Raw genomic sequence first — 22057 nt, forward strand, 5'->3', positions numbered from 1 at the left:
CTAGTGCTGGTAGGTCGCTCAGACGCAGGTCGCGTCTGAGCCACACCAGGTTGGTGGACGTCAGCCCACTCCGAGCAGATCGATGACGAACACGAGGGTCCGTCCCGAGAGGCGGTGCCCCGCGCCGGCCGGTCCGTAGGCCAGCTCCGGCGGAACGGTCAGCTGGCGACGGCCGCCGACCTTCATTCCGGGGATGCCCTCCTGCCAGCCCGGGATCAGCCGGTCGAGCGGGAAGTTGGCCGACTGGCCGCGGTCCCACGAAGAGTCGAACTCTTCGCCGGTCTCATAGTCGACACCCACGTAGTGGACGTCGACCACGCCCCCGCGGACGGCCTCTGCGCCATCGCCGACGATCAGGTCGGTGATGGTGAGATCGGCCGGCGGAGGACCCGCCTGGAACTCGACTTCGGGCTTCTCAGTGCTGGTCACAGGACTCTCCTTTGAGTCGGGCGGTCAGTCGGGGTTCCGGGTGGTCGGCGGCCCGACCCGGCGGGGCGATCGCTCAGCGATCGCCCATCTGCACGTAGTCGCGCTCGGTATAGCCGGTGTAGAGCTGACGCGGACGGCCGATCTTGGTGGTCGGGTCCTCGTGCATCTCACGCCAGTGGGCGATCCAGCCCGGCAGGCGGCCAAGCGCAAACAGGACGGTGAACATCCGCGTCGGGAAGCCCATCGCACGGTAGATGACACCCGTGTAGAAGTCCACGTTCGGGTACAGCTTGCGCTCGATGAAGTAGTCGTCGGACAGCGCGACCTCTTCGAGGCCCTTCGCGATGTCGAGCAGCTCGTCCTCGACACCGAGGGTCTGGAGGATCGAGTCGGCGGTCTTCTTCACGATCGCGGCGCGCGGATCGTAATTCTTGTAGACGCGGTGACCGAAGCCCATCAGCTTGACGCCGGCTTCCTTGTTCTTCACCCGCTTCATGAAGTCCTTGGTGTCGCCACCGTCGGCGCGGATGGCGTCGAGCATCTCGAGCACCGCCTGGTTGGCGCCACCGTGCAGCGGACCCCAGAGGGCGTTGATGCCACCGGAGATCGAGGTGAACAGGTTGGCCTGCGACGAGCCGACGAGCCGGACCGTCGAGGTCGAACAGTTCTGCTCGTGATCGGCATGCAGGATGAACAGCATGTCGAGGGCCTTCGCGACATCCGGGTTGACCTCGTAGGGCTCGGCCGGGAAGCCGAAGGTCATGCGCAGGAAGTTCTCGACGAGGCTCAGCGAGTTGTCCGGGTACAGGAACGGCTGGCCGGCCGACTTCTTGTAGGCGTAGGCGGCGATGGTCGGCAGCTTCGCCAGGAGCCGGATCGTCGACAGCTCGACCTGCTCGTCGTCCTTGGGATCGAGCGAGTCCTGGTAGTACGCCGAGAGGGCGTTGACCGCACTCGACAGCACCGGCATCGGGTGCGCGTTACGGGGGAAGCCGTCGAAGAAGCGCTTGAGATCCTCGTGCAGCAGGGTGTGCCGCTGGATCTTGGTGGTGAAATCCTCGAGCTGCGACGGGGTCGGGAGCTCGCCGTAGATGAGCAGGTAGCTCACCTCGATGAAGGTCGACTTCTCCGCGAGCTGGTCGATCGGGATACCGCGGTACCGCAGGATGCCGGCGTCGCCGTCGATGTAGGTGATGGCCGACTTGGTCGACGCGGTGTTCACGAAACCACCGTCGAAGGTGGTCAGATTTGTCTCGGCAAGGAGCTTGCCGAGTGCGACCGAGTCGGTGCCCTCGGTGGCCTTCAGGATCGGGAGCTCCAGCTGTCCACCGGGGTAGGTGAAGGTCGCTGAGGCCGTGTCGGACGCCTGGTCGGCTGGGACTGTTTCAGCAGACACACGAACCCCTTATTCAGATCAGAGTATTGACAGTGTCCGGATAGGACACACAGGTACAAACTAGTCGCTTCTCAGCTCGCTTGCCCAAGGAGGGTCGGCGCCGGGCCTCGAGACCGTGACCGCAGCGACGTGAGCTGCGAATTCGGCGACCTCACGCCACTGATCGGTCGTCAGTGAGCGAACGGAACGCGGTGACAGCGCACCCAGACGGTCGAGCTGGTGGACGATGCCTCCCAGGACGCTGTCGCCGGCCCCGATCGTGTCGACGACGTCGACATCCCGGGCGGGCACGGTGACCTCGTCATCCGCGGTGGTCACGGTGATCCCGGACGCCCCGGCGGTGGTGATCACCGCGGCGACACCGTCGGCGAGCCAGTCCTTCACGCTGCTCCCGCCGGCGCCTTCGCCGAGCCATGCGGCGTCCTCGTCGGACAGCTTCACCACGTCGACGGACGGCATCCAACTGCGGAAACGGCTCCGGTAGGCGTCGGCGTCGGGGATGACGACCGAGCGAATGTTCGGGTCCAGCACGACGAGTCGGCGTTCGGCGTGACAACGCCGCATCAGGTCCTCGTAAACGGTCGCACCGGGTTCGAGCACGAGCGAGAGGGTTCCGAAGGTCACCGCCGCGACGGTCGGGGCCAGCGAACCCGGGTCGGTGACAGCGCGATCCGCGGTGCCCTCGACGTAGAAGGAGTACTGCGCGGAACCGTCGTCGGCGATGGTGGCCAGGGCCAGCGACGTCGGCTCCTCACGCCGCTGCAGCATCGCGGTGCCCACCCCGGCGCCCTGCAGTGCGCCGACGATCGCCTGGCCGTAGTTGTCGGTGGACACCGCCGACAGCAACGACACGGCACTCCCCAAGCGTCCCAAGGTGATCGCGACGTTGAAGGGCCCGCCACCCAGCGCCGGCTGCAGCGGCGCCAGCGTCGCGCCGGATGCCGCCTTCTCCTGCACCACGTCGACGAGCGCCTCGCCGCAGACGACGATCTCTCTCATGGGACCCCTCTTCTCTGTGTGACACAGTCTGCCATTCCCGCGGCGGTAGATTCGGTGCATGCGTGAGTTGCCGGCGGGCCCTGATGCGGTCGTGCTCGACTTCTCGGCCGACGAGTCCCCGTCGGCCGCAGTGCTCGACGCGACGGTCGCCCTGCGTGATGCGGTGGACCGAGGAGAGTTGCCGGAGATCGCCGACCTGGTGCCGAGCGCGCACACATTGTTGGTGCAGGCCCGGCCCGGTCGCGGCGTCGACGAACTCGGTGTGCGGCGGGCGTTGCGCCGCCGACGTTCCGGTGTCGATCGCGGTACCGGATCTGCCGATGAGATCGTGATCCCCGTCCATTACGACGGCGAGGACCTCGCGGATGTCGCTGACACACTGGACATCTCGGCCGACGAGGTGATCGGCCTGCACTGCAGCACGCGCTGGCGAGTGCAGTTCATGGGCTTCGCACCAGGGTTCGGATATCTGGTCGCCGACGGGCCGACACCGCACCCGTTCGACGCGGTGGGCAGGCGCGCGGAGGCACGTCCACGCGTTCCGGAAGGTGCGGTGGCGATCGCCGCCGGTTACAGCGCTGTCTACCCGAAGGCGAGTCCGGGTGGATGGCAGTTGTTGGGCCGCACCGATGTTCGCCTGTGGGACGAGAAGGCCGACCCGCCTGCACTGTTCGCGACCGGGCGGATCGTGCGGTTCGTCGACGCCGGGACGGGCCACCGCGGATGACCGCTGTCACCGTGCTCGCGACCGGCCCCCTCGCGACCTTCCAGGACCTCGGCCGCCCCGGCTACGCGCATCTCGGGGTGCCCGCGTCCGGCGGCGCGGATCGCGGCTCGCTGACCTTGGCCAATCGTCTCGTCGGCAACGACGAATCGGCGGCCACGATCGAGACGACCCTCGGCGGCCTGCGCATCCACGCGCACGGCGACGTACTGGCCGCGGTGACCGGAGCCCACACCGAGGTGCGTCACAACGGCATTCCGGTCGGACTCGCCGCGACCGTCGTGCTGCACGAGGGTGATGAACTGGCCGTCGACCCACCGGGGTGGGGACTGCGCAACTACCTGGCGGTCCGCGGCGGGTTCGACGTCGAGCCGGTTCTGGGGTCTCGGTCGACCGACACCCTGTCGGGGCTGGGGCCTCCGGTGCTCACCGCGAACGTGACCGTGAAGGTGGGTCGTGCCGCCGGCGAATGGCCCCCGGTGGAGTCGGCGCCGTCGAACACCACGCATCCGCGGGTCGTCGTACTCGAGGTGGACGAGGGACCACGCGCCGAGCTGTTGGCGGTTCCCGCGAATCTGCGTTCGGGAACGTGGGTCGTCGGCGCAGACAGCAACCGCGTCGGCGTGCGCATCGACCGCGCCTCGGGATCGTCGCACCCCCTGCTGACGCATCGGGAGGACGCCGGCGAATTGCGTTCGGAGGGCGTCGCACACGGGGCGGTGCAGGTGCCGCCGAGCGGGCGGCCGGTGCTGTTCCTCGCCGACCATCCGGTCACCGGCGGTTATCCCGTCGTGGCCGTTCTGACCGATGCCGCGGTCGATCTCGCGGCTCAGCTCGTCCCCGGTTCGGAGGTCCGCTTCCGGCGGCGATAGCGTCCGGCGCTCAGGTTTGGGACCGCGGACGGCAGGGAACGCGGGGGACGTCCCCGAATGGAGGTACCAACGTGAGCGATCCTTCAGTGAACGACCTGTCGACCGTGCAACTCATCGAGCGCCTACAGAGTCAGACGACAACCCTGGTCAAGACCGAGTTGCAGCATGCGGTGGCGGAGATGAAGGGCAAGGGCACCCGGATCGGAGTCGGCGCGGGGATATCCGGCGCGGGCACCCTGCTGGTGCTGTTCGGCCTCGGAACATTGGTCGCGGCCGCCGTCCTGGGCTTGGCCAACGCGGTTCCGGCGTGGCTGGCCGCGGTGATCGTCGGCGTGGTGCTGCTGGTGATCGGCGGAGCGGCTGCGGCCATCGGTGCGAAGCGTGCGAAATCGGCCGTCCCGCCCGCCCCCGAGCACACCGTCGAAAGCGTCCAGCGCGACATCGCAACCGTGAAGGAGCACCTGTAGATGAGTGACACGCAACCTGACCGGAACCCGGCCGGCGACCCGCCGCTGGTGGAACAGCAGCGCGAGGAACTCGCCGAGACGGTCGATGCGCTGGCCGCGAAGCTCGACGTTCCGGCCCGGGTGAACACGGCTGCCGCGGAGACCGCCCACACCGCGAAGGTGAAGGCCGAGGAGAACCGGACGACGCTGATCGGCGTCGCGGTGGCCGCGGTTCTCGCGATCGGAACCGTCATCGTCGTCAAACGCCGTCGCCGCTGACCCGACTCACAAGGAGTTACGACATGAGTGCCGTGTCCAAGACGTTCTACAAACCGCTCTCCCTGGCGACGAGCGTGCTCGGCGGTATCGCCGCCGGGGCCGTCTTCGGTCAGATCTGGAAGCGGATCTCCGACGACGCCGAAGCCCCCGACCCCAAGGACCTCGAACGCAGCAATGTCGAGGTCTTGGCCGCCGCTGCGCTGCAGGGACTCGTCTTCGGGCTGGTCCGCGCGGCCGTCGACCGGGCCGGAGCACGCGGCTACAAGGCGGTCACACACGAGAACCCCGACTAGGCGAATGGTTGACACCCACCTGAGACGAACCTAGGGTTCTGTCTCATGACTGAGGTACTGAACGACGCACAGAACACCTGTCCCGTTCACGCCACCGACTCCGGGCCGGCCGGGGCCGACTGCCCGGCCGGGCACTCCCCTGATGCCCAGTTGTCGGAAGACGGCTACGAGATCAACGCCTCGGGAGTCAAAGCCGCGCACGAGTACGAACCGCTCGGTCCGGACTCGCTGACCTGGCAGATCTGGGGCACCTGGACCGGCATGTTCCAAGGGCTGTGGGCCGGCTCGATCCAGAACATGCACCCCAAGCTGGGTGCGGCCGTCTGGGACCACTCCGACTTCTTCGGCGAACGCTGGCAGCGCCTCATGCGGTCGCTGTACCCGATCAGCGGCGTCGTCTTCGATTCCGTCGTCCCCGGCGCGCAAACCGGTCTCGAGGTGCGCGACTACCACAAGACGGTCAAGGGCACGATGGAGGACGGATCGCGGTACCACGCACTCGATCCCGATGTCTTCTACTGGGCGCACGCGACGTTCTGGTACGGCAACGTCCGACTGTGTGAGCGGTTCGGACCGTTCCTCACCGAGGATCAGAAACGTCAGCTGTTCGAGGAGTCCAAGGCCTGGTACGCGCAGTACGGTGTCTCGATGCGCCCCGTCCCGGAGACCTACGAGGATTTCCTCGAGTACTGGGATTACATGTGCCGCAACGTTCTTCGTGACCACGTCTCGGTACGCACCGTCCTCGACATCACCCAGCTGCCGCCGCCGCCGTTCCTGAGCTTCGTCCCGAAGTCGGTCTGGGACCGCTACCTCGTCCCGCAGAACCAGAAGCTGTTCATGTGGCTGACGACGGGTTTCTACGACGAGCCGATCCGCGAGATCCTCGGGCTCGAGTGGACTGATGCGGACGAGCGTCGATTCCGCCTGCTGGGCAAGGGCATCAACCTCGTCATGCACAAGATGTTGCCGAAACGCCTCCTGCGCCACCCGCGGCCGCGCGACGCCTGGGACCGCGTCAACGGCAAGGTCGCGACGGACGCACCGATCGTCCACACGCCCAAGCGCAACCTGCCGCCGCTGGACCAGCGCGACAATCCGATGCACTACTGCCCGGTGACCGCCGCTCGTCGGGCTACCTATCCGACGGTGCTGACCTCGGACTGAGTCCTTCACTATTGTCGTCGGGGGCGGTTCCCGCTCACGAGTTCCGTTGCCGCTCACGCCCTTCGTGTGAGCGGGAACGGACTGAGTGAGCGGGAACTGTCGTCTACTGCTGTCCCAGTCCCCGACGCATCGCGTGCCGCACTCGTTCCGCCTCCCGCTGGGCGTACGGGTTCGGCCGTCCGGCCCGTGATCCGGCGAGTTTGGCACCGATGTGTTCCCCGACCGTGATCGGCGAATACCGGCTTCCCGCACCGACACACGACGGCAGGGTCGCGATCATCGCGTCGATGTTGCCGTCGTGGAAGTACGCGGCGGAGCGTCGACGTTCGATCGAGCCGTCGACGATCGGCGGTTTCACCCGATGCAGCGTCGACATCCACCGCTCATTGGTCCAGCGGGCCATCAGGTCCCCGAGATTGATCAGCAGTGCACCGTCTTCGGGACTGACGTCGTGCCATCGCCCCTGACGGTCGAGAACCTGCAGACCCTTCACCTGGTCCGCCCACAAGACGGTGACGATGCCGTAGTCGGTGTGTTCCCCCATTCCGGTCAGCTCCCCGTCGAGTTCGATCTCGCCGGGCGGGAGGGCGTAGTTGTTCATTCGCAGGACGTCGAGCGAGTGGTCGGTGAAGCCCTCGAAGAAGTCGGCAGGAAGGTCGAGGGCGTCCGCGAAGATGCGGGTCAGGGTGTGCGCGACGCGTCGTGCCTCGGCGAAGTACGCCGACACCGCCGCCTCGAAATGGTCGACGGCCGGCCACGTGTTCGCGGCGTAATGGTCCTCGGGAAGGGCGAGGTCGGGGTACTCGCGGGCCTCGACGCCGACGTTGAACGCCTCGAAGAAGTCGTTCATCCGGTCCGCCTGCTCGACGCCCAGCGACAACGACAAGGACTCCGATCTCGGTGGCGCATAGCCGCGATTGATCTCGGGTGGCGTGCGGTAAGCCTTCTTCACCTCGAGTGGCAGCGCGAAGAAATCGTCCATGACCGCGGTGAATTCCTCGATGACCGCCGACGGGATCTCGTGGCCGACGATCTGCATGAAACCCACCGAGCAGGCGGCGGCGTCGACCTTGGCCGCGACGACGGCCCGATCGGCGGGGTCACCGTTGCGGATGTAGGGCGAGATGTCGATGATCGGCACTCCGAAACCCTCGGTGGCGGCGGTCATGGCGTCAATGGTGACACCGAAACGCCGAAACCGCTGGCCAGGGGTCGAACAGGTCAGGTGCGCTGACCTGCCCGGTACTGGACGAAGGCCGGGATCAGCAGCGCCGCGATGATCGTCGCGATCACCACCGCGACCCACCGAAAGCCGTTGCCGCCGCGACGCCGATCGATGCGGCGGCGGTGCCGTGCGCGACGTCGGCGATGCGGGGTCCGCCGGCGACCACCACGATGAACACGCCCTGCAGGCGTCCGCGCACCTCGTCGTTGGCCGCCGCGAGCAGGATGGTCTGCCGGAATGCGGCCGACGCCATGTCGGCGGCACCGCCGATCATCAGCAGCACCACCGCGACGACGAGCATCGGCATCGTCGAGCCGTCGGCGAAGGACACCGCGATGCCCGTGCCGGTGATCGCCAGGCCCCAGATGATGATGCACACGACGACGGCCAGACCTTGCCGTTCGACGCGCGTGACCCAGCCCGAGAAGATGCCGCCGACCACGGCGCCCGCCGAGATCGCGGTGAACAGCAGGGCGAAGGCGATGCCGCCGCCCTCGGGCCCGCCGAAGTTCTCGTGTGCCATCTGCGGGAAGAGCGCACGGGGCATGCCGAAGATCATCGCGATGAGGTCCACGAGGAAGGACGCCATCAGGATCTTGTGGCCGGTCAGGTATCGGAGACCTTCGATGACCGATCGCAGGCCCGCGACCTTCGGTGCCGCGTCGCTCTCGGGACGCAGCGACGGCAGCATGACGACCGCGATCAGTGTCGGCAACAGCAACAGGGTGTCGGCGAAGTAGAGCCACGAGTAGCCGAGGATCGGGATCAGCGCGCCACCGACGAGCGGCCCGGCGATCGCGCCCGCCTGCATGACCGTCATGTTCAGCGACAACGCCGCGGGGAGGTCCTTGGCGTCGATCAGGCGCGGCAGCACCGCCGTTCGTGTCGGCTGGTTCACCGCGAAGAACGCCTGCTGAACGGCGAAGAGCACCAACAAGATCCACACGTTGTCGCCGCCGGCCGCGGCCTGCGCCCAGAACAGCAGGCTGCAGACGATGAGGCCGATCGTGGTGACGACCAGCAGTGTCCGACGGTCGACGACGTCGGCGAGCGCACCGCCCCACAGCCCGAACACGACGAGCGGGACGAGCCCGAACACGCCGGTCAGACCGACGTACGCAGAGCTGCCGGTGACCTCGTAGATCTGCGCGGGCACCGCGATGATCGTGAGCTGGGCCCCGATGACCGTGACGATGTTCGCGATCCACAGCCGTCGGAAATACCGGTTCCGCAGGGGCGTCGTGTCTGCGAGGAGCCGTGACATTTTCACGATGCTAGGAGGCCCCTCGGGTGTGACCTCCGTCCGGTCCGCCGGGCCGCCACGAACCCCCGGGAATCACCAGTGGACCCGTCTCAGGGCTGCAACCGCTCGATTCGCCATTCGTGGTCGACGTGGGTGAGTCGCACCCGGTTGTGCAGGCGGTTCGCCCGCCCCTGCCAGAACTCGACCTCCACCGGCTCGATGCGATAGCCACCCCAGTCCGACGGGACGGGGATCTCGTCGCCGGCGTCGAATCCGCCGTACCGGTCGGCCAGATCGGCGGCCTTCTGTTCGAGTTCGAGGCGGCTGCCGATCGGCCGGGACTGATCCGACGCGGCGGCCGACAACTGCGAGCCGCGCGGCCGGAGCTCCCAGTAGGCCTGTGTCTCCTCGGCGCTGAGATGTTCGACGGGACCGCGGAAATGGACCTGACGCTCCAACGCGATCCACGGGAATGTCACGGATGCGTAGGGATTGTCGGCCAGATGCCGACCTTTGTCCGACTCGTAGCCGGTGAAGAAGACCACCCCGTTGGCGTCGACACCCTTGCACAGCACGGTGCGGGTCGACGGCCGACCGTCGGCGTCGGCGGTACCCAGGACCATCGCGTTGGGCTCGGCGATCCGGGCGTCGAGCGCTTCCTTCAGCCAGACACTGAACAAGTCGAGCCACGGCGGGTCGCCGCGGAGCCAGCTGGGGTCGAGGTTCTCGCGAATTCCGTCTGCTCCCGCCGCGCGATCGCCCTCTCCGATGTTGGGCGGAATACCTCCGCCGTAGCCGACGCGCATGTTCGGCAGATCAATCGGATCGAGCGGTTTCTCCAACACTCGCCTGAATTTACTCCGCCGACATCGTCACTCCCTGATACACGCGGGGTGTCGTGCTGATCTACAGTTCGATCTGGATCGACGCACGTGATTGCAGGACACAGTTGTCTGGAGTGAGGTGGTTGTCATGGCCAACGCGGTTCCCGAGGATTTCGTCCCAGGTCTCGAAGGCGTGGTGGCTTTCACCACCGAGATCGCCGAACCCGACAAGAACGGCGGCAACCTGCGTTATCGCGGCGTCGACATCGAGGATCTCGTCGAGAACAAAGTGACCTTCGCCGACGTCTGGGCACTTCTCGTCGACGGCAAGTTCGGCGACGGACTGCCCCCGGCCGAACCGTTCCCGCTGCCCATCCACACCGGTGACGTGCGCGTCGACGTGCAGGCCGCACTCGCGATGCTCGCCCCGATCTGGGGTTATGAGCCGCTCCTCGACATCGACGACGAGACCGCTCGCGAAAACCTGGCCCGCGCATCGGTGATGGCGCTGTCCTATGTGGCGCAGTCGGCTCGAGGCATCCATCAGCCCGCGGTCCCGCAGCACGTCATCGACGAATGCTCCACCGTCACCGAACGGTTCATGACCCGCTGGAAGGGCGACCCGGACCCCAAGCACGTCGCCGCCATCGACGCCTACTGGGTCAGCGCCGCCGAGCACGGCATGAATGCGTCGACCTTCACCGCACGAGTCATCGCCTCCACCGGCGCCGACGTCGCCGCGTCGCTGTCGGGAGCGATCGGCGCCATGTCCGGACCGCTTCACGGTGGTGCGCCGGCCCGCGTGCTGCCGATGATCGAAGAGGTCGAGGGCACCGGTGACGCACGAGGATTGGTGAAGGGAATCCTCGACCGCAAGGAGAAGCTGATGGGCTTCGGGCACCGCGTGTACCGCGCCGAGGACCCCCGAGCCCGCGTGCTCCGACGCACCGCCCAGGAACTCGGGGTACCGCGTTTCGAGGTGGCCGCCGCGCTCGAGCAGGCCGCGCTCACCGAACTTCGCGAACGACGCCCCGACCGCGCGATCGAGACGAATGTCGAGTTCTGGGCCGCGGTCATCCTCGACTTCGCCGAGGTCCCGCCGCACATGATGCCCGCGATGTTCACCTGCGGACGCACCGCCGGCTGGTGTGCCCACATCCTGGAGCAGAAGCGCCTCGGCAAGCTGGTCCGCCCCGCGGCGATCTACACCGGCGCCGCACCCCGCCGTCCCGAGGACGTCGCCGGTTGGGGTGACGTCGTGAAGCCGGGACTGTAGCCGCCGCACGAGATGCTCGACCGGACCGCCGGACTCCAAGCAGGATGTGAATCAACAGCCACCCGACGGCCGCCGCCTGTGAGTACCACTCAGGCGGCAGGGCCTGCGGCATCGTAAAGTCTTGCGTGGGTAACGCCGTATGCACGACGTTTGGGGGAACGAGTGAGTGGGGAATTCACGGTCGACGCCGGTGCGATGGACAGCATCGCCGGGGCACTCGAGGGTATGTCGGCGTTCATCGAGTCCGCGCCGAGCCCCGACCTGTCCGCCGATGTGGCAGCCGCGATGCCGAACTCTCCTCTGGTCGCGGCAACAGCTGACGCAACCAAGATGGTCAAGCAGTCCAAGACTACGGTGTCGGGGCAGTGGGAGACCTTCGCCTCTGCGGTTCGCGCCGCTCGCACGATCGCCGAGAGCGCGGACGAGGGGAATGCGACGAAGTTCCAGAACTTGTCGACCCTCCCCGGCATCGAGTTCCCACAGTGAGCGATGCGCTGCCGTTGACCAAGGCGATCATGGATTCGTGGAACCCTTGGGACATGGCGGAGCCTTCTCTGACAACTCTTGCCACTGACATCCGTGAGAATTCCGTTGCGGCTCACTCAACCGTCGATCAGATGCCGAGCACCTCATGGGGAGGCCAGGCGCGAGACGCAGCGAATTGGCGTGCCGCCGACCAAGCCTCCTGGGCGAAGAAGGTCGCGGACGGTGTCGACGATCTCCAGGTGGCGCTCACCGACGCCGCCGAGGCGATCAGTACCTCGCAGGCCGTCGTCAACGGCGCGCTCCTAGGCGCAACCCTGCAGCGTTGTTTCTTGATCAGCGACACCGATCCCACCTGGGCGATGCGTTATGTCCCGAAAGAGGACGATGACCTGACGCCGGCCCAGATCGCCGAGCGAGAACGTCAGATGACCAGCTTCGTCAAATCCAAGGCCGACGAACTGGCGACGACGGCGGCCGACCATGCCGCGCTGATCAAAGGGGCCGTCGACGCACTCGGCATTGTCGCACCGCCGTCGCTGACCATCAGCGCGCAGGACGGTCGCCGGGACGCCGGGATGGCCGAGAGCGGTTGGACCGACGAAGAAGCCGCGTTCGTCGGCCGCAACCTGCGCGCCGCCGGCCTCACAGAGGATCAGATCCAACGACTTCTCAACGGCGAGAAACTCACCGACGTCCCAGTGGGCGTGCAGGAATACCTGCACATGTTCTACGGGAACCTGAACTCAGACGAACTGTTCAGCCTGAAGTCGAAGTTCGAGGACATTGGAACACCGGAAAGCGCCGCCTGGTCCCAGGCACTCGGCCAGGGATTGGTCACCCTCTCCAACGAGAATGTCGGCAACAACACCGGATATCAATACCTCCCGGGATGGGCGCAGGAGTGGGCCGAGAACCGCGCCAGCGACGGTGCCACCTTGCGCTACCAGGACGTTCCATTCGCCGGACTGTTGGGCAACTCGGGTGGGGTCCCTCCAGGCGAGCGTCTGGGAACCGAACTCCTACGTCGCGGCTCCGCGGGCGCGTCCCGAGACATTGGCGGAGACGGACAACGACCCGAAGTCGCTTATGGCGCGTTCGACACGGACCCCGATGAGCTGAAGCGGGTATACGAGTCCACTATTCGTCAATTCCTCGAAGTCGGTACCCGGAACCACGAGTCGTCAGCGGCACTCCTCACCGGGGAGTATTCCGACGGAACAAAGCTCGCCGACTATGACCGCGACGCTACCGTCGGCAACTTGATGAGACACGATTGGTCGGATCATGGCGATAGTGCCGGCAACCTCGTCGACTGGATTCGCGACTATGGCGGCGGAACCGACCCCAACAAGGTCAAGCTCGCCGACCGCGCATTCTCGGGTCTCTGGGATTTTGCGACGTCCACGGACGGCGACAACAATTTCAAGCAGTTGATGAACACCAATAGCGACGGCGACGCTACTGGAAAGATCAATCCGTTGCTCGCGGACGCTATACGAAAGGCATCCCTCCCATACCTGAATTACTTGGGTAATCCAGAGGGAGCCGCTGCAATGCACGGCCATCCAGATCTTGAGCTGACGGGCTCTGAGGACAGACATAATTTCGAAGCGCGAGCGACACGCCTCTTTTCCGTGATCGCCAGCGACGACGCGCCGAACGGGGAGATTTCTGCGAGCAATCCGGATGGCGTGAACACCGCTACACAGCTCTACCGCGATCTCCTTGAGAAAACAAACGAGAACGCGACTTGGGTAATGAGCCACCCCGAGCTCGCTCAAAGCTTGGGAAATACGTCAGCCGAGCTCCTTGAACGTGGGCGGGCAGGAATTTATGGCGCACAGTTCGACTTGGCGATCGACGAAGGCGACAAGGCCGCGTCCTCGCAGGCCGCCGAGAGCCGGACTGAGAAAATCCTGTCCTCGGCAAGCTACCTGCTGAGTGTCACGCCCCATGGAACCGCCGCATCCGTCGGAATCGGGGCTGCGGCACCGTGGTTGGTCACTTCCAGTCCGGCGGAGGACGTTCCATTCAAACTCCCCACAGGGTCCGATGCCTTCGGTGTGGACGATCCGACGCGAGTAAAACTGTCATCGAGCTATGCCATGTTTGCGAATTCCGGAGTACAGGGTCCAGCCGAATGGTACGGCACGGACGGAAAGCTCAAGACAGCCGAAGCGATTCTCAAAGAGTCTGATGGCGACGCCAGCCAACTTGACCAAGCTATTCGCACCAGGCTGCGAGCGGAGCATCCCGAGATATACGGCGCAGACGGCGCGGCTGGGTACTGGGACGCTGGATTCAACGAAGGCGCCAAGGACGAAGACCTGCAATACAACGCGACGACCATGGCCACGTACGAAAAATGGGTCTTGGAAGGAGACGAACGGTGACGGGTCGAGATCGAGCTCTGCTGTGGGCTCTCCCACTTCTCCTACTCACGGGATGTACGCAGTCTCCCGAACCGTCCACCAGTGGAGGGACGCAAGCCATTTCGAGCCCTCAGGGGTCTTATACCCCCGCGGAACCGCTCGCGTACCAATTCCCCACCGATCTGGCCGGCGACTTCAATGTCGTCTGGTCCGCGCAACCAGGGATCGATCTGGACACACGACCGGGTGAGGTCGTACGAGCAACTGCTGAAGCGGGAACGATCATGAGCGTTCCCGGCGAACGGAACTATCCAGGCGCCCAAGCGGCGTCCAAGGATGCCTGGACTTTTCCTGGCGGCTACACGTTCGAAAGCGACCCCGCGAATCTGACCGAGAAGAACGGCACCATCTTCATCCACCTCACCGATCTCACCTCCACCGCAACAGCGATCCACGCCGTCGGGTGCAAGTTCGAGTTCGGTGTCATCGCCGAGCTGGAGCAGCCGTCAGCAGGTGGCTACCTCGGCGGCTCTGCGTTTGCCGTGGACGCGACTCGACCCGCGGATGCTGTGGACCCGCGGGAAAACCTCTCGCGAAACGAACCGACCGGTACCGGCGACCGCGCACCGCGCTTCGATGCATTCGCACCGTGGAGCGTGACTTACCGAACCATCCCACACGACGATCCACGGCTGGATTCATGCCTTCCCACGGGCACAGAGATCGCAAAAGACCACCCTGCGTACGCCGACTACCCGTTCACCGACGACACCACGTCGGTCAGCGTGATCAAACCGCCCAACCGAGCGCTGTTTCCGGTGCTTCCACAATCACCGGCGTGGCCGGCACCGTGATTCAGGCACCGCGATCGCGAAGGCGCGCGGACGCCCGACACCTTGGCGCACGCTTGGCGAGCAGCGGGCTCGGTGGGGCGGCACACTCCTGTCCGATCGAGGACACCGCATTCGATCCAGCGATTCGACGATTCGCCGGGAGACGTCGCTTGCTGACGGGCAGGTTCCTTCGATCGCCGCAACAGCCGGACTGTGAGGCTAGGACAAGGTGATCGGCCAATTCGACGGAAAGATCAAATACTCCGGGCAGTTCGGGACCTCTGCGTCGGAGACTGTCTTCGCCGAGAAACGCCGCGAGGACGCAATCCGCCGAACCGGTCGCATCGCCGTGCGATGGACGTGGGACTGGCAGGTCCCCGATAACCGGTCCAGTCGGTCCTAGAGCCAGTTCTTACTTGCGGTCGGTCAGTCGATCTCGCAGCCCACGGGGTGGTGCTGGTGGGTGCATCGGGCAGCGTACTCGGCCGGGGTCTTGTAGCCCAGCGCTGAGTGGCGGTGTCGGTGGTTGTGGTCGTCTTTGAAGTCTTCGATGACCACGCGGGCCTCCAACAGGGTGGGCCAGCAGTTGCGGTTCAAACACTCGTCGCGCAACCGGTTGTTGAACGACTCGATGAACCCGTTGTTCCACGGCGTGCCAGGCGGAATGTAGGAGATCCCCACCGACCCTGCACAGAACGTCTGGAGGGCCTCAGAGATGAACTCAGGGCCGTTGTCCATGCGCAGCACCTTCGGTGGGCCACCCCAGATCGCGAAGGTCTTCTTCAACTCCTCGATCAACCGGTCGGCGGCGATCGAGCGATCCACAATGTTGAGCAGCGACATCCGGGTGTGTTCATCGACCATGGACGCGATCTTGATCTTGTGTCCGTCGACAGTGGAGTCGAACTGAAAGTCCAATGCCCACACCACTTTCGGTGCGTCCGCGGTGACAATCGGCACCGACGACTGGCCGGCCCGTTTACGCCGCGGCGCCCGGCGCACCTGCAATCCTTCTTCCTTCCACAGCCGGTGGACCTTCTTCTTGTTCACGGTGTCGCCTTCGTCGAAACGCAGCCAGGCCCACGCCCGACGGAACCCGTGGCGTGGGTTCTGACGGGCGTAGGTTCGTAGCTGCTGGCGCAGGCCAGCATCCGGGTCAGCCGGGGTGTGCGCTTGCGGCAGTTGACGATACGCTGAACGAGCAAGCCCAACAACCTTGCACGCCTTGCGTTCTGACATGTTCATCACGTCTTTGAGCATGTCGATGGCGGCGCGTTTGGCGGTTGGGCTCAGAATTTTCCCTTGGCGATCTCCCGTAGCGCGTCCTTCTCCAACTCGGCATCGGCGAGCAGCCGCTTGAGCCGGCCGTTCTGCTCACGCAGCTCCTTGAGCTCCTTGGCCGCGTCACCGTCCATGCCGCCGTACTGGCGGCGCCAGTTGTACAACGTCGCTGCCGACACCTCGAGGTCGGCGGCGATCTCCTCGCCGGTCATGCCCTGCGCCGCCAACTCGTCAGCCCGGCGCAACTTGCGCACAATGTCCTCTGCCGAGTGGCGCTTGCGTCCTGCCATGATCCTCATCGTCCCTTCTCTGCCCTCAACAGGGCAATCAGGACTCTAAAACAGACCGGACCGGTTCACGGGGGACATGCCAGGACGACCTACAGAAGCCCATGCAGTTCCGGAATCTCATTCTCGGCGCGCTCAGAGAGGCCGAAACCTTCTGAGCGAATACGGAATTCGCCACCTCCGATCAGAAGCGCTAGCTGGAACTAGCGACCCTGGCCGTAAGTAGCGATTTCGGGAGAGCGTCAGACGGTCAGCGCGGAGCCCACGGCAGACGCCAGGTCGACGGCTGGAGCAGGTTCGGCACCGGACGCTCGACCTTCATGGCCGGCGCTTCCTTTGTGACCGGGGTCTTCAGCGCACCAACGGATTTCGGCGTGCCGGCCGACTCGGACACCGGAGAGGCCTTCGACGACGGCCGCTGACCTTCGGACTCGAGCGCCCGCTCGACCTCGCGCGCATCGTCCTCCGACTCGGCACCCCAGGCGTACCAGTTGTGTCCGCCGTTGCGGTACTTGAACTTGATGGGCAGCCCGAGCTGATCGACGGTCGACTGGAGAAGGCCCGTCGAAGCGAATGCGCCGGCCTCCAAGCCGATGCCCAGCGCCAGAGCGGTCACGGCCTTCTGGACCAGCTCCGGCCCGGCACTCGGGTCGGCATCGAGTTCGCGCTGGAACAGGGCACCTGCTTCCTGGAGCTCAAAGGTCGTGGGGATGCCGGTGCCGGTCGAGACGATCACCGTCTGGCCGGTCTCCCCGACCTCGCCGATCCGGTTCATCACGTCGTTGTCGGCCCACCGATTACCGGGGCTCTGGGGCTTGCCCCACATCGCTGTCTCGCCGTTCTCGATGTCGGCGCGCTGCTTCTGGATGGACGGAATCGCCATCCAGCCCAACGGATTGTCCGTCGGGAAGTAACCCGAGTAGGAACGCACGACCCGGAAGACCTCGGGGTTGTCGAACGCGATGATCATCGCCGGGCCCGCTGACATCGACACGCCGACAATCGCATTGTTCGACGTCTCGACGTCGAAATTGCTCTTCAGGTAGGTCGGCAGTTCCTCACCGACGAAACTCCCCCACTTCGGCGCCACAGACTGGCCGGTGGGCGGCTTCTGCCAATCAGTCGACCACTCGCCCGCACCGCCGACCGGCAAGACGAGGTTGCTCCCCGCGCCGTAGGCGTCGATGCCGGCCTCGGGCTGGGTCCACGTGCTGAACTCGGGGTTCGAGCCGAGACCGTCCAGGAAGTAGATTCCGTGCTCGTCCTCGCCCGCCTTCTTGTCCGACGGACGAACTTGGACGGACACCTCACGCCCCAGCGACTCCGAGTCGAAGGTGCACGTCTGGATCTGCTTTGCGCGGTCCTCTTCGGTCCGCCAGACGCAGCCCGCGTCCGAGCGCAACCGGTCGGGATCGACCGCGTGCGCGGGCGCCGCGCCCAGCAAACCGGCGGAGGTCGCACACACAACCGCCGCAGAGACAGTGGCAACACGACGACTGCGCGCGCTTCGGTCAACAACCAGACCCATGTACAAGCCTCCGAGGTGGGGTGGATCGACCAGGGAAACCCCAAACGAGGCCCTGGTGTTTCGCAAACCTTACAGAGTCGGAGTATGGCCCGCACGTTGGACTGAGCGTGCCCTAACTTCGCACATTCCATATTCGCCAGCTGACATGAAAGGCGCTATCTGCAACCGGCGCACTTGCCCGAAAATGGCGATTCCGCGGATGTCCCGTATCGCGTAAGCCGAGGTGGCCCGAAGGTGGCCTCCGCCACAACCCTAGAATTGACGCCATGAGCGATACCGCAACCGCACCCATCACCCTGCCCGCCGACCTGCTGCCGTCGGACGGCCGCTTCGGTTGCGGACCGTCGAAGGTGCGCCCCGAGCAGTTGCAGTCCCTCGTCGACACCGGCGCATCGGTGTTCGGCACCAGCCACCGGCAGGCACCGGTCAAGAACGTGGTCGGCTCGATTCGTGAGGGCCTGGCCAACCTGTTCTCGCTGCCCGAGGGCTACGAGGTAGTCCTCTCCAACGGCGGCACCACCGCCTTCTGGGACGCCGCCGCATTCGGCCTGATCAAGCAGCGTTCGCTGCACCTCACCTACGGCGAGTTCTCGTCGAAGTTCGCGACCGTCGCCAAAAAGGCGCCGTTCCTGGACTCGCCCGCGGTCATCTCCACCGATCCCGGCACCGCTCCCGATCCGGCCGCACTGACCGCTGACGATTTCGGCGGCGTCGACCTCATCGGATGGGCCCACAACGAGACCTCGACCGGTGTGTCCGTGCCGGTCGTGCGCCCCGCCGGCTCCGACGACGCGCTCATCGCCATCGACGCCACCTCGGGTGCAGGCGGCCTGCCCGTCAACGTCGCCGACGCCGACGTCTACTACTTCGCGCCGCAGAAGTGCTTCGCCTCCGACGGTGGCCTGTGGGTCGCGCTGATGAGCCCCCGCGCCCTCGCCCGCGTCGCCGAGATCGCCGAGACCGACCGCTGGTGCCCCGAGTTCCTGTCGCTGCCGACCGCCGTCGACAACAGCAGCAAGAACCAGACCTACAACACCCCCGCAGTCGGCTCGCTGCTGCTGTTCGCCAACCAGATCGAGTGGATGAACAACAACGGCGGCCTCGACTGGTGCGTCTCGCGCACCGCCGATTCGAGCTCGCGCCTGTACCAGTGGGCCGAGGCCAGCGAGTACGCGACGCCGTTCGTCGCCGAGCCGGTCAACCGCAGCCAGGTCGTCGGCACCATCGACTTCAACGATGACGTCGACGCCGCCGCGGTCGCCAAGACCCTGCGCGCCAACGGCGTCGTCGACACCGAGCCGTACCGCAAGCTCGGCCGCAACCAGCTGCGTATCGGCATGTTCCCGGCCATCGATCCCGAGGACGTCACCAGGCTCACCAACTGCATCGACTACATCGTCGAGCGCCTCTGAGCTCGGCCAGAACCAACCGTCACCGGCGCGTCGCACCTTCGGGTCGACGCGCCGGTGGCGTTCGGGCCAGCGGGTAGCCTGGACAACACAGACCACATACGACGCACCCATCGCTGGTGTCGCAGCGGCCCCACGGGTTCTGAACTGCGGTTTTACCGCGTGTCCCACAGTGAATCGGCAGATCGGTGAGTTAATGTGACCCCAATGCGTGCACCCACCGGAGGAGGAGCAGATGCGTGAGCTCCGCGTCGTCGGGGTGGAAACCGACGGTTCCCACGTCATCTGCCAAGACCCTCAATCAGGTGAGAAATTCCGGATCGCCTCCGACGAACGCCTTCGCGCCGCGGCCCGCGGCGACATCACCAGGCTGGGACAGATCGAGATCGAGATGGAAAGTGCATTGAGGCCACGAGAGATCCAGGCACGCATCCGCGCAGGCGCCTCCGTCGCCGAGGTCGCCGCCGCGGCCGGGGTTGGTGTGGACAAGATCGAACGATTCGCCCACCCGGTGCTGCTCGAGCGCAGCCGCGCGAGCGAACTCGCCGGTGCCGCCCACCCGATCCGGCACGACGGCCCGGCCGTCGCGACCCTCGCCGAATCCGTGGCGGAAGGGCTCGTCGCATACGGCCACAACCCCGCCGACGCCGACTGGGACGCCTGGAAGGACGACGGCGGCTACTGGGTCGTGCAGGTCGCCTGGAGCGTCGGACGCACCGACAACCTCGCGCACTGGCGCTACCAGCCCGGCACCCACGGCGGCACAGTCGACCCGCTCGACGACCTCGCCGACGAACTGACCCACCCCGAGACGATCGCGCCGCGACGCCGGCTCACGCCGGTCGCCGCACCGGAGGTCGCCGTTGAGACCACGTCCGACGGCCGCGAGGAAGTCACCATCGACGCCAACTCCCTCATCGGTGCGCAGCGTGCGCGGCAGGAACGTCGCGCGACGCACGACGACCACGGCACCGTCCCCCTCGATTTCGGGTTCGACGACGAGACCGACGCGCACACTCCGCCGGCTGCGGTCACCCCGATCTCGGCTCCCGTCGCACAGGCTCCCGACGAAGTATCTCCCGTCGAACGGGCCGTCGACGACGAGGAGCCCGCCGAATCGGCAGTCCGGGAGACCACCGAAGCCGACGCCGCCCCGGCGACCGCCGAGGACAGCACTCACGATCCGTCGGAATCGTCTGCGTCCGGCGAGCCCGGACCGGCCCATGCCGACCGTCCGCGCAAGAAGAAGACCCGCAAGCCCGCCGTGCCCGCCTGGGAGGACGTCCTGCTCGGCGTACGTAGCAACGGGAACAGCTGATCGATGTCGGAACGCGCGGCCACCGTCTGGTTCATCGACTCCCCTGACCCGGCCGACGACCTACGAACCATCGTGCGCGCACAGCAGCACGATCATCAGCACGCCCAGCAGCTTGCGACGAAGATCTATGGCGACAGCGTGCTCGTCCCGCTCGTCGACACCGACCTCGCGACCGCGGCCGCCGCGAAGGATCACCACGTCTACGCCGGTTATTACGGTTCGCTCGCGGTGATCTCGTGCTCGCTGTTCGAGACGGCGACCCCCTCGACGCTGACCCGGACGCTGGCCGCGGTCCGACCGAGTGCGGTGACGACGCTGCTGTACACCGAACCCGAGACGTCGTTCGGTGCGTTCGCCCGCTGGGAGTCGGGTTCACTTCGACGTTCGTTCTCCGCCGACCCGGTGACCATCCACGAGGACGACGGCCTCCCGTTCACCTTCGAGAAGCCGTTCTGGGGCGGCGAATACCCGCTCACCTACGCCGAGGGTGTGCCGAACCAGGGGATGGCGCTGCCCTTCCACCCGGCGCAGCTCGCCGAGGAGGCCAACCGGTCCTGGCTCGGGTTCCGCTACACCCATCCCCTCGCGCCGACCGACCTCGACCCGGCCGACATCACCGTCACCTGCTTCGCGCTTCACCCCGCGGAGTACGAACCCACCGCCGCCGACTTCGAGAACTACCGCAGAGCCACCGCCGCGCGTAGTGCGGAACGCACCGCGCACGAGGGCACGCCACGCAAGCGCGGAAGATTCCGGGAGTACTTCGGTTTCTGATCCGGGTGGCTTCTGTTCCCGGACGACTTGTCGCCCTCAGTCGTACAACGTCACCTTGCCGAGGAGTGCCGCCAGTTCCAGTTCGACAGCAGACAGCTCGGAGATCGACAGCTTGCGGGCAGTCGGCCTCGCCGGCCGATAGTCGATGACCCTGCGTGCGACAAGGCGCACTCCATCGCCGGACTGCTCGTCGGGTCCGTGGATCTCGGTGCGCACCTTGTTGAGTTGTTCGGCGAATCGGCGGGGGATGTCGGGTCGCCGGTTGATGTGTTCGGGGTTGGGTGGGGCGCCGGGTTCGGCGTTCAACCGCCAGGCGCAGCGACCTTCGTCGGGGCCTTCACGGACCATGCGGGTGGTGAACTGACCTACCTGCTCGCCGACCATGCGATTGTGTTTCGGGCACGCCGGTGCGAGGTCGGTGATGTCGGTGAGTCCACCGAGACCCCAATCCAGTTGCGCGTGGTGCATTTCCACGTGCGCGGCGGATATGCCGCAGTCGGGGGTGGAACAGACCTCGCCGTCGGGTCGGGCGAAGGACACGAGACGTTGTTCGCGGGTGGCCAACCTCTTGCCGCGTCCGAAGTAGAGCGGGATTG

Annotated in this window: 20 protein-coding genes and 2 pseudogenes; 13 read left to right on the forward strand and 9 right to left on the reverse strand. The window is 66.0% G+C overall.

The features are described from left to right. Positions 1–60: 60 nt before the first annotated feature. The 3 genes from GOALK_RS22890 to GOALK_RS22900 all read right to left on the reverse strand — a co-directional run bounded on the left by GOALK_RS22890 (position 61) and on the right by GOALK_RS22900 (position 2824). On the reverse strand, positions 61–429 hold the full coding sequence (locus GOALK_RS22890; RefSeq protein ID WP_005198205.1) for an FKBP-type peptidyl-prolyl cis-trans isomerase: 369 nt from the start codon (positions 427–429) through the stop codon (positions 61–63). A 73-nt stretch (positions 430–502) separates the two neighbouring features. Continuing rightward, positions 503–1825: a citrate synthase gene (locus tag GOALK_RS22895; protein ID WP_006361229.1), complete on the reverse strand. Its 1323-nt coding sequence runs from the start codon at positions 1823–1825 to the stop codon at positions 503–505. A 60-nt stretch (positions 1826–1885) separates the two neighbouring features. Then, positions 1886–2824 carry a carbohydrate kinase family protein gene (locus tag GOALK_RS22900; RefSeq protein WP_006361230.1) on the reverse strand — a complete coding sequence of 313 codons (939 nt, stop codon included), beginning with the start codon at positions 2822–2824 and terminating at the stop codon, positions 1886–1888. Positions 2825–2882: 58 nt separating this feature from the next. Here GOALK_RS22900 and GOALK_RS22905 point away from each other — a divergent pair, with 58 nt between their 5' ends. The 6 genes from GOALK_RS22905 to GOALK_RS22930 all read left to right on the forward strand — a co-directional run bounded on the left by GOALK_RS22905 (position 2883) and on the right by GOALK_RS22930 (position 6605). Beyond that, positions 2883–3551 (forward strand): 5-oxoprolinase subunit B family protein, encoded by a 669-nt coding sequence (locus GOALK_RS22905; protein WP_006361231.1) that lies wholly within the window; start codon positions 2883–2885, stop codon positions 3549–3551. Then, positions 3548–4420 carry a 5-oxoprolinase subunit C family protein gene (locus GOALK_RS22910; RefSeq protein ID WP_006361232.1) on the forward strand — a complete coding sequence of 291 codons (873 nt, stop codon included), beginning with the start codon at positions 3548–3550 and terminating at the stop codon, positions 4418–4420. Before GOALK_RS22905 ends, GOALK_RS22910 begins: the two co-directional genes overlap by 4 nt. Before the next feature lie 71 nt (positions 4421–4491). Then, positions 4492–4887, forward strand: coding sequence for a phage holin family protein (locus GOALK_RS22915; protein ID WP_035750963.1), 396 nt, complete (start codon positions 4492–4494; stop codon positions 4885–4887). Then, on the forward strand, positions 4888–5145 hold the full coding sequence (locus GOALK_RS22920) for a DUF3618 domain-containing protein (protein WP_006361234.1): 258 nt from the start codon (positions 4888–4890) through the stop codon (positions 5143–5145). Between the two features lie 23 nt (positions 5146–5168). Then, positions 5169–5438 carry a DUF4235 domain-containing protein gene (locus GOALK_RS22925; RefSeq protein WP_006361235.1) on the forward strand — a complete coding sequence of 90 codons (270 nt, stop codon included), beginning with the start codon at positions 5169–5171 and terminating at the stop codon, positions 5436–5438. A gap of 45 nt (positions 5439–5483) precedes the next feature. After that, complete coding sequence (locus GOALK_RS22930; protein ID WP_006361236.1) at positions 5484–6605, forward strand: oxygenase MpaB family protein; 1122 nt, start codon at positions 5484–5486, stop codon at positions 6603–6605. Positions 6606–6708: 103 nt separating this feature from the next. On the opposite strand, the gene GOALK_RS22935 is transcribed toward GOALK_RS22930, so the two are convergent. The 3 genes and pseudogenes from GOALK_RS22935 to pdxH all read right to left on the reverse strand — a co-directional run bounded on the left by GOALK_RS22935 (position 6709) and on the right by pdxH (position 9879). Next, positions 6709–7782: an isopenicillin N synthase family dioxygenase gene (locus GOALK_RS22935; protein ID WP_035751328.1), complete on the reverse strand. Its 1074-nt coding sequence runs from the start codon at positions 7780–7782 to the stop codon at positions 6709–6711. Positions 7783–7826: 44 nt separating this feature from the next. Beyond that, positions 7827–9094, reverse strand: a pseudogene (locus GOALK_RS22940) (MFS transporter). An 89-nt stretch (positions 9095–9183) separates the two neighbouring features. After that, on the reverse strand, positions 9184–9879 hold the full coding sequence (gene pdxH, locus GOALK_RS22945) for a pyridoxamine 5'-phosphate oxidase (RefSeq protein WP_281430958.1): 696 nt from the start codon (positions 9877–9879) through the stop codon (positions 9184–9186). Positions 9880–10045: 166 nt separating this feature from the next. Here pdxH and GOALK_RS22950 point away from each other — a divergent pair, with 166 nt between their 5' ends. From GOALK_RS22950 to GOALK_RS22965, 4 genes are all read left to right on the forward strand, one after another. Beyond that, entirely contained in the window at positions 10046–11173 is a 1128-nt protein-coding gene (locus tag GOALK_RS22950; protein ID WP_006361240.1) for a citrate synthase 2, read from the forward strand. A gap of 162 nt (positions 11174–11335) precedes the next feature. Next, positions 11336–11659, forward strand: coding sequence for a hypothetical protein (locus GOALK_RS22955; RefSeq protein ID WP_006361241.1), 324 nt, complete (start codon positions 11336–11338; stop codon positions 11657–11659). Continuing rightward, positions 11656–14052 carry a TPR repeat domain-containing protein gene (locus GOALK_RS22960; protein ID WP_006361242.1) on the forward strand — a complete coding sequence of 799 codons (2397 nt, stop codon included), beginning with the start codon at positions 11656–11658 and terminating at the stop codon, positions 14050–14052. The genes GOALK_RS22955 and GOALK_RS22960 overlap by 4 nt, the downstream gene beginning before the upstream one ends. Before the next feature lie 263 nt (positions 14053–14315). Continuing rightward, on the forward strand, positions 14316–14885 hold the full coding sequence (locus GOALK_RS22965) for a hypothetical protein (RefSeq protein ID WP_232283215.1): 570 nt from the start codon (positions 14316–14318) through the stop codon (positions 14883–14885). 405 nt (positions 14886–15290) lie between these two features. Here the strand turns inward: GOALK_RS22965 and GOALK_RS22970 are convergent. Both GOALK_RS22970 and GOALK_RS22980 read right to left on the reverse strand, forming a co-directional pair. Further along, a protein-coding gene (locus GOALK_RS22970) for an IS3 family transposase (protein WP_085948654.1) occupies positions 15291–16435 on the reverse strand; the annotation gives its coding sequence in 2 pieces (ribosomal slippage) (positions 15291–16168 and positions 16168–16435; 1146 coding nt in all). Positions 16436–16682: 247 nt separating this feature from the next. After that, positions 16683–17897: an alpha/beta hydrolase gene (locus GOALK_RS22980; protein ID WP_232283216.1), complete on the reverse strand. Its 1215-nt coding sequence runs from the start codon at positions 17895–17897 to the stop codon at positions 16683–16685. A gap of 329 nt (positions 17898–18226) precedes the next feature. Here GOALK_RS22980 and serC point away from each other — a divergent pair, with 329 nt between their 5' ends. The 3 genes from serC to GOALK_RS22995 all read left to right on the forward strand — a co-directional run bounded on the left by serC (position 18227) and on the right by GOALK_RS22995 (position 21461). Then, positions 18227–19372 carry a phosphoserine transaminase gene (serC, locus tag GOALK_RS22985; protein WP_006361248.1) on the forward strand — a complete coding sequence of 382 codons (1146 nt, stop codon included), beginning with the start codon at positions 18227–18229 and terminating at the stop codon, positions 19370–19372. Between the two features lie 232 nt (positions 19373–19604). Further along, the gene (sepH, locus tag GOALK_RS22990) at positions 19605–20687 is read left to right on the forward strand and encodes a septation protein SepH (protein ID WP_006361249.1); all 1083 of its coding nucleotides are present in this window, start codon (positions 19605–19607) and stop codon (positions 20685–20687) included. A gap of 3 nt (positions 20688–20690) precedes the next feature. Next, positions 20691–21461 carry a DUF6928 family protein gene (locus tag GOALK_RS22995; RefSeq protein WP_006361250.1) on the forward strand — a complete coding sequence of 257 codons (771 nt, stop codon included), beginning with the start codon at positions 20691–20693 and terminating at the stop codon, positions 21459–21461. Between the two features lie 36 nt (positions 21462–21497). Here the strand turns inward: GOALK_RS22995 and GOALK_RS23000 are convergent. Continuing rightward, a pseudogene (locus tag GOALK_RS23000) lies at positions 21498–22057 on the reverse strand (HNH endonuclease); the annotation flags it as partial.

This window comes from Gordonia alkanivorans NBRC 16433, from assembly GCF_000225505.1.
GTDB classification, from domain to species: Bacteria; Actinomycetota; Actinomycetes; order Mycobacteriales; family Mycobacteriaceae; genus Gordonia; species Gordonia alkanivorans.

Excerpts from the sequence above, each read along its gene's own strand:
- GOALK_RS22930 (WP_006361236.1), top strand. The coding sequence starts at position 5,484 with ATGACTGAGGTACTGAACGACGCACAGAACACCTGTCCCGTTCACGCC.
- sepH (WP_006361249.1), top strand. The coding sequence starts at position 19,605 with ATGCGTGAGCTCCGCGTCGTCGGGGTGGAAACCGACGGTTCCCACGTC.
- GOALK_RS22910 (WP_006361232.1), top strand. The coding sequence starts at position 3,548 with ATGACCGCTGTCACCGTGCTCGCGACCGGCCCCCTCGCGACCTTCCAG.
- GOALK_RS22925 (WP_006361235.1), top strand. The coding sequence starts at position 5,169 with ATGAGTGCCGTGTCCAAGACGTTCTACAAACCGCTCTCCCTGGCGACG.
- GOALK_RS22995 (WP_006361250.1), top strand. The coding sequence starts at position 20,691 with ATGTCGGAACGCGCGGCCACCGTCTGGTTCATCGACTCCCCTGACCCG.
- GOALK_RS22900 (WP_006361230.1), bottom strand. The coding sequence starts at position 2,824 with ATGAGAGAGATCGTCGTCTGCGGCGAGGCGCTCGTCGACGTGGTGCAG.
- serC (WP_006361248.1), top strand. The coding sequence starts at position 18,227 with ATGAGCGATACCGCAACCGCACCCATCACCCTGCCCGCCGACCTGCTG.
- GOALK_RS22950 (WP_006361240.1), top strand. The coding sequence starts at position 10,046 with ATGGCCAACGCGGTTCCCGAGGATTTCGTCCCAGGTCTCGAAGGCGTG.
- GOALK_RS22965 (WP_232283215.1), top strand. The coding sequence starts at position 14,316 with ATGAGCGTTCCCGGCGAACGGAACTATCCAGGCGCCCAAGCGGCGTCC.
- pdxH (WP_281430958.1), bottom strand. The coding sequence starts at position 9,879 with ATGCGCGTCGGCTACGGCGGAGGTATTCCGCCCAACATCGGAGAGGGC.
- GOALK_RS22920 (WP_006361234.1), top strand. The coding sequence starts at position 4,888 with ATGAGTGACACGCAACCTGACCGGAACCCGGCCGGCGACCCGCCGCTG.
- GOALK_RS22905 (WP_006361231.1), top strand. The coding sequence starts at position 2,883 with ATGCGTGAGTTGCCGGCGGGCCCTGATGCGGTCGTGCTCGACTTCTCG.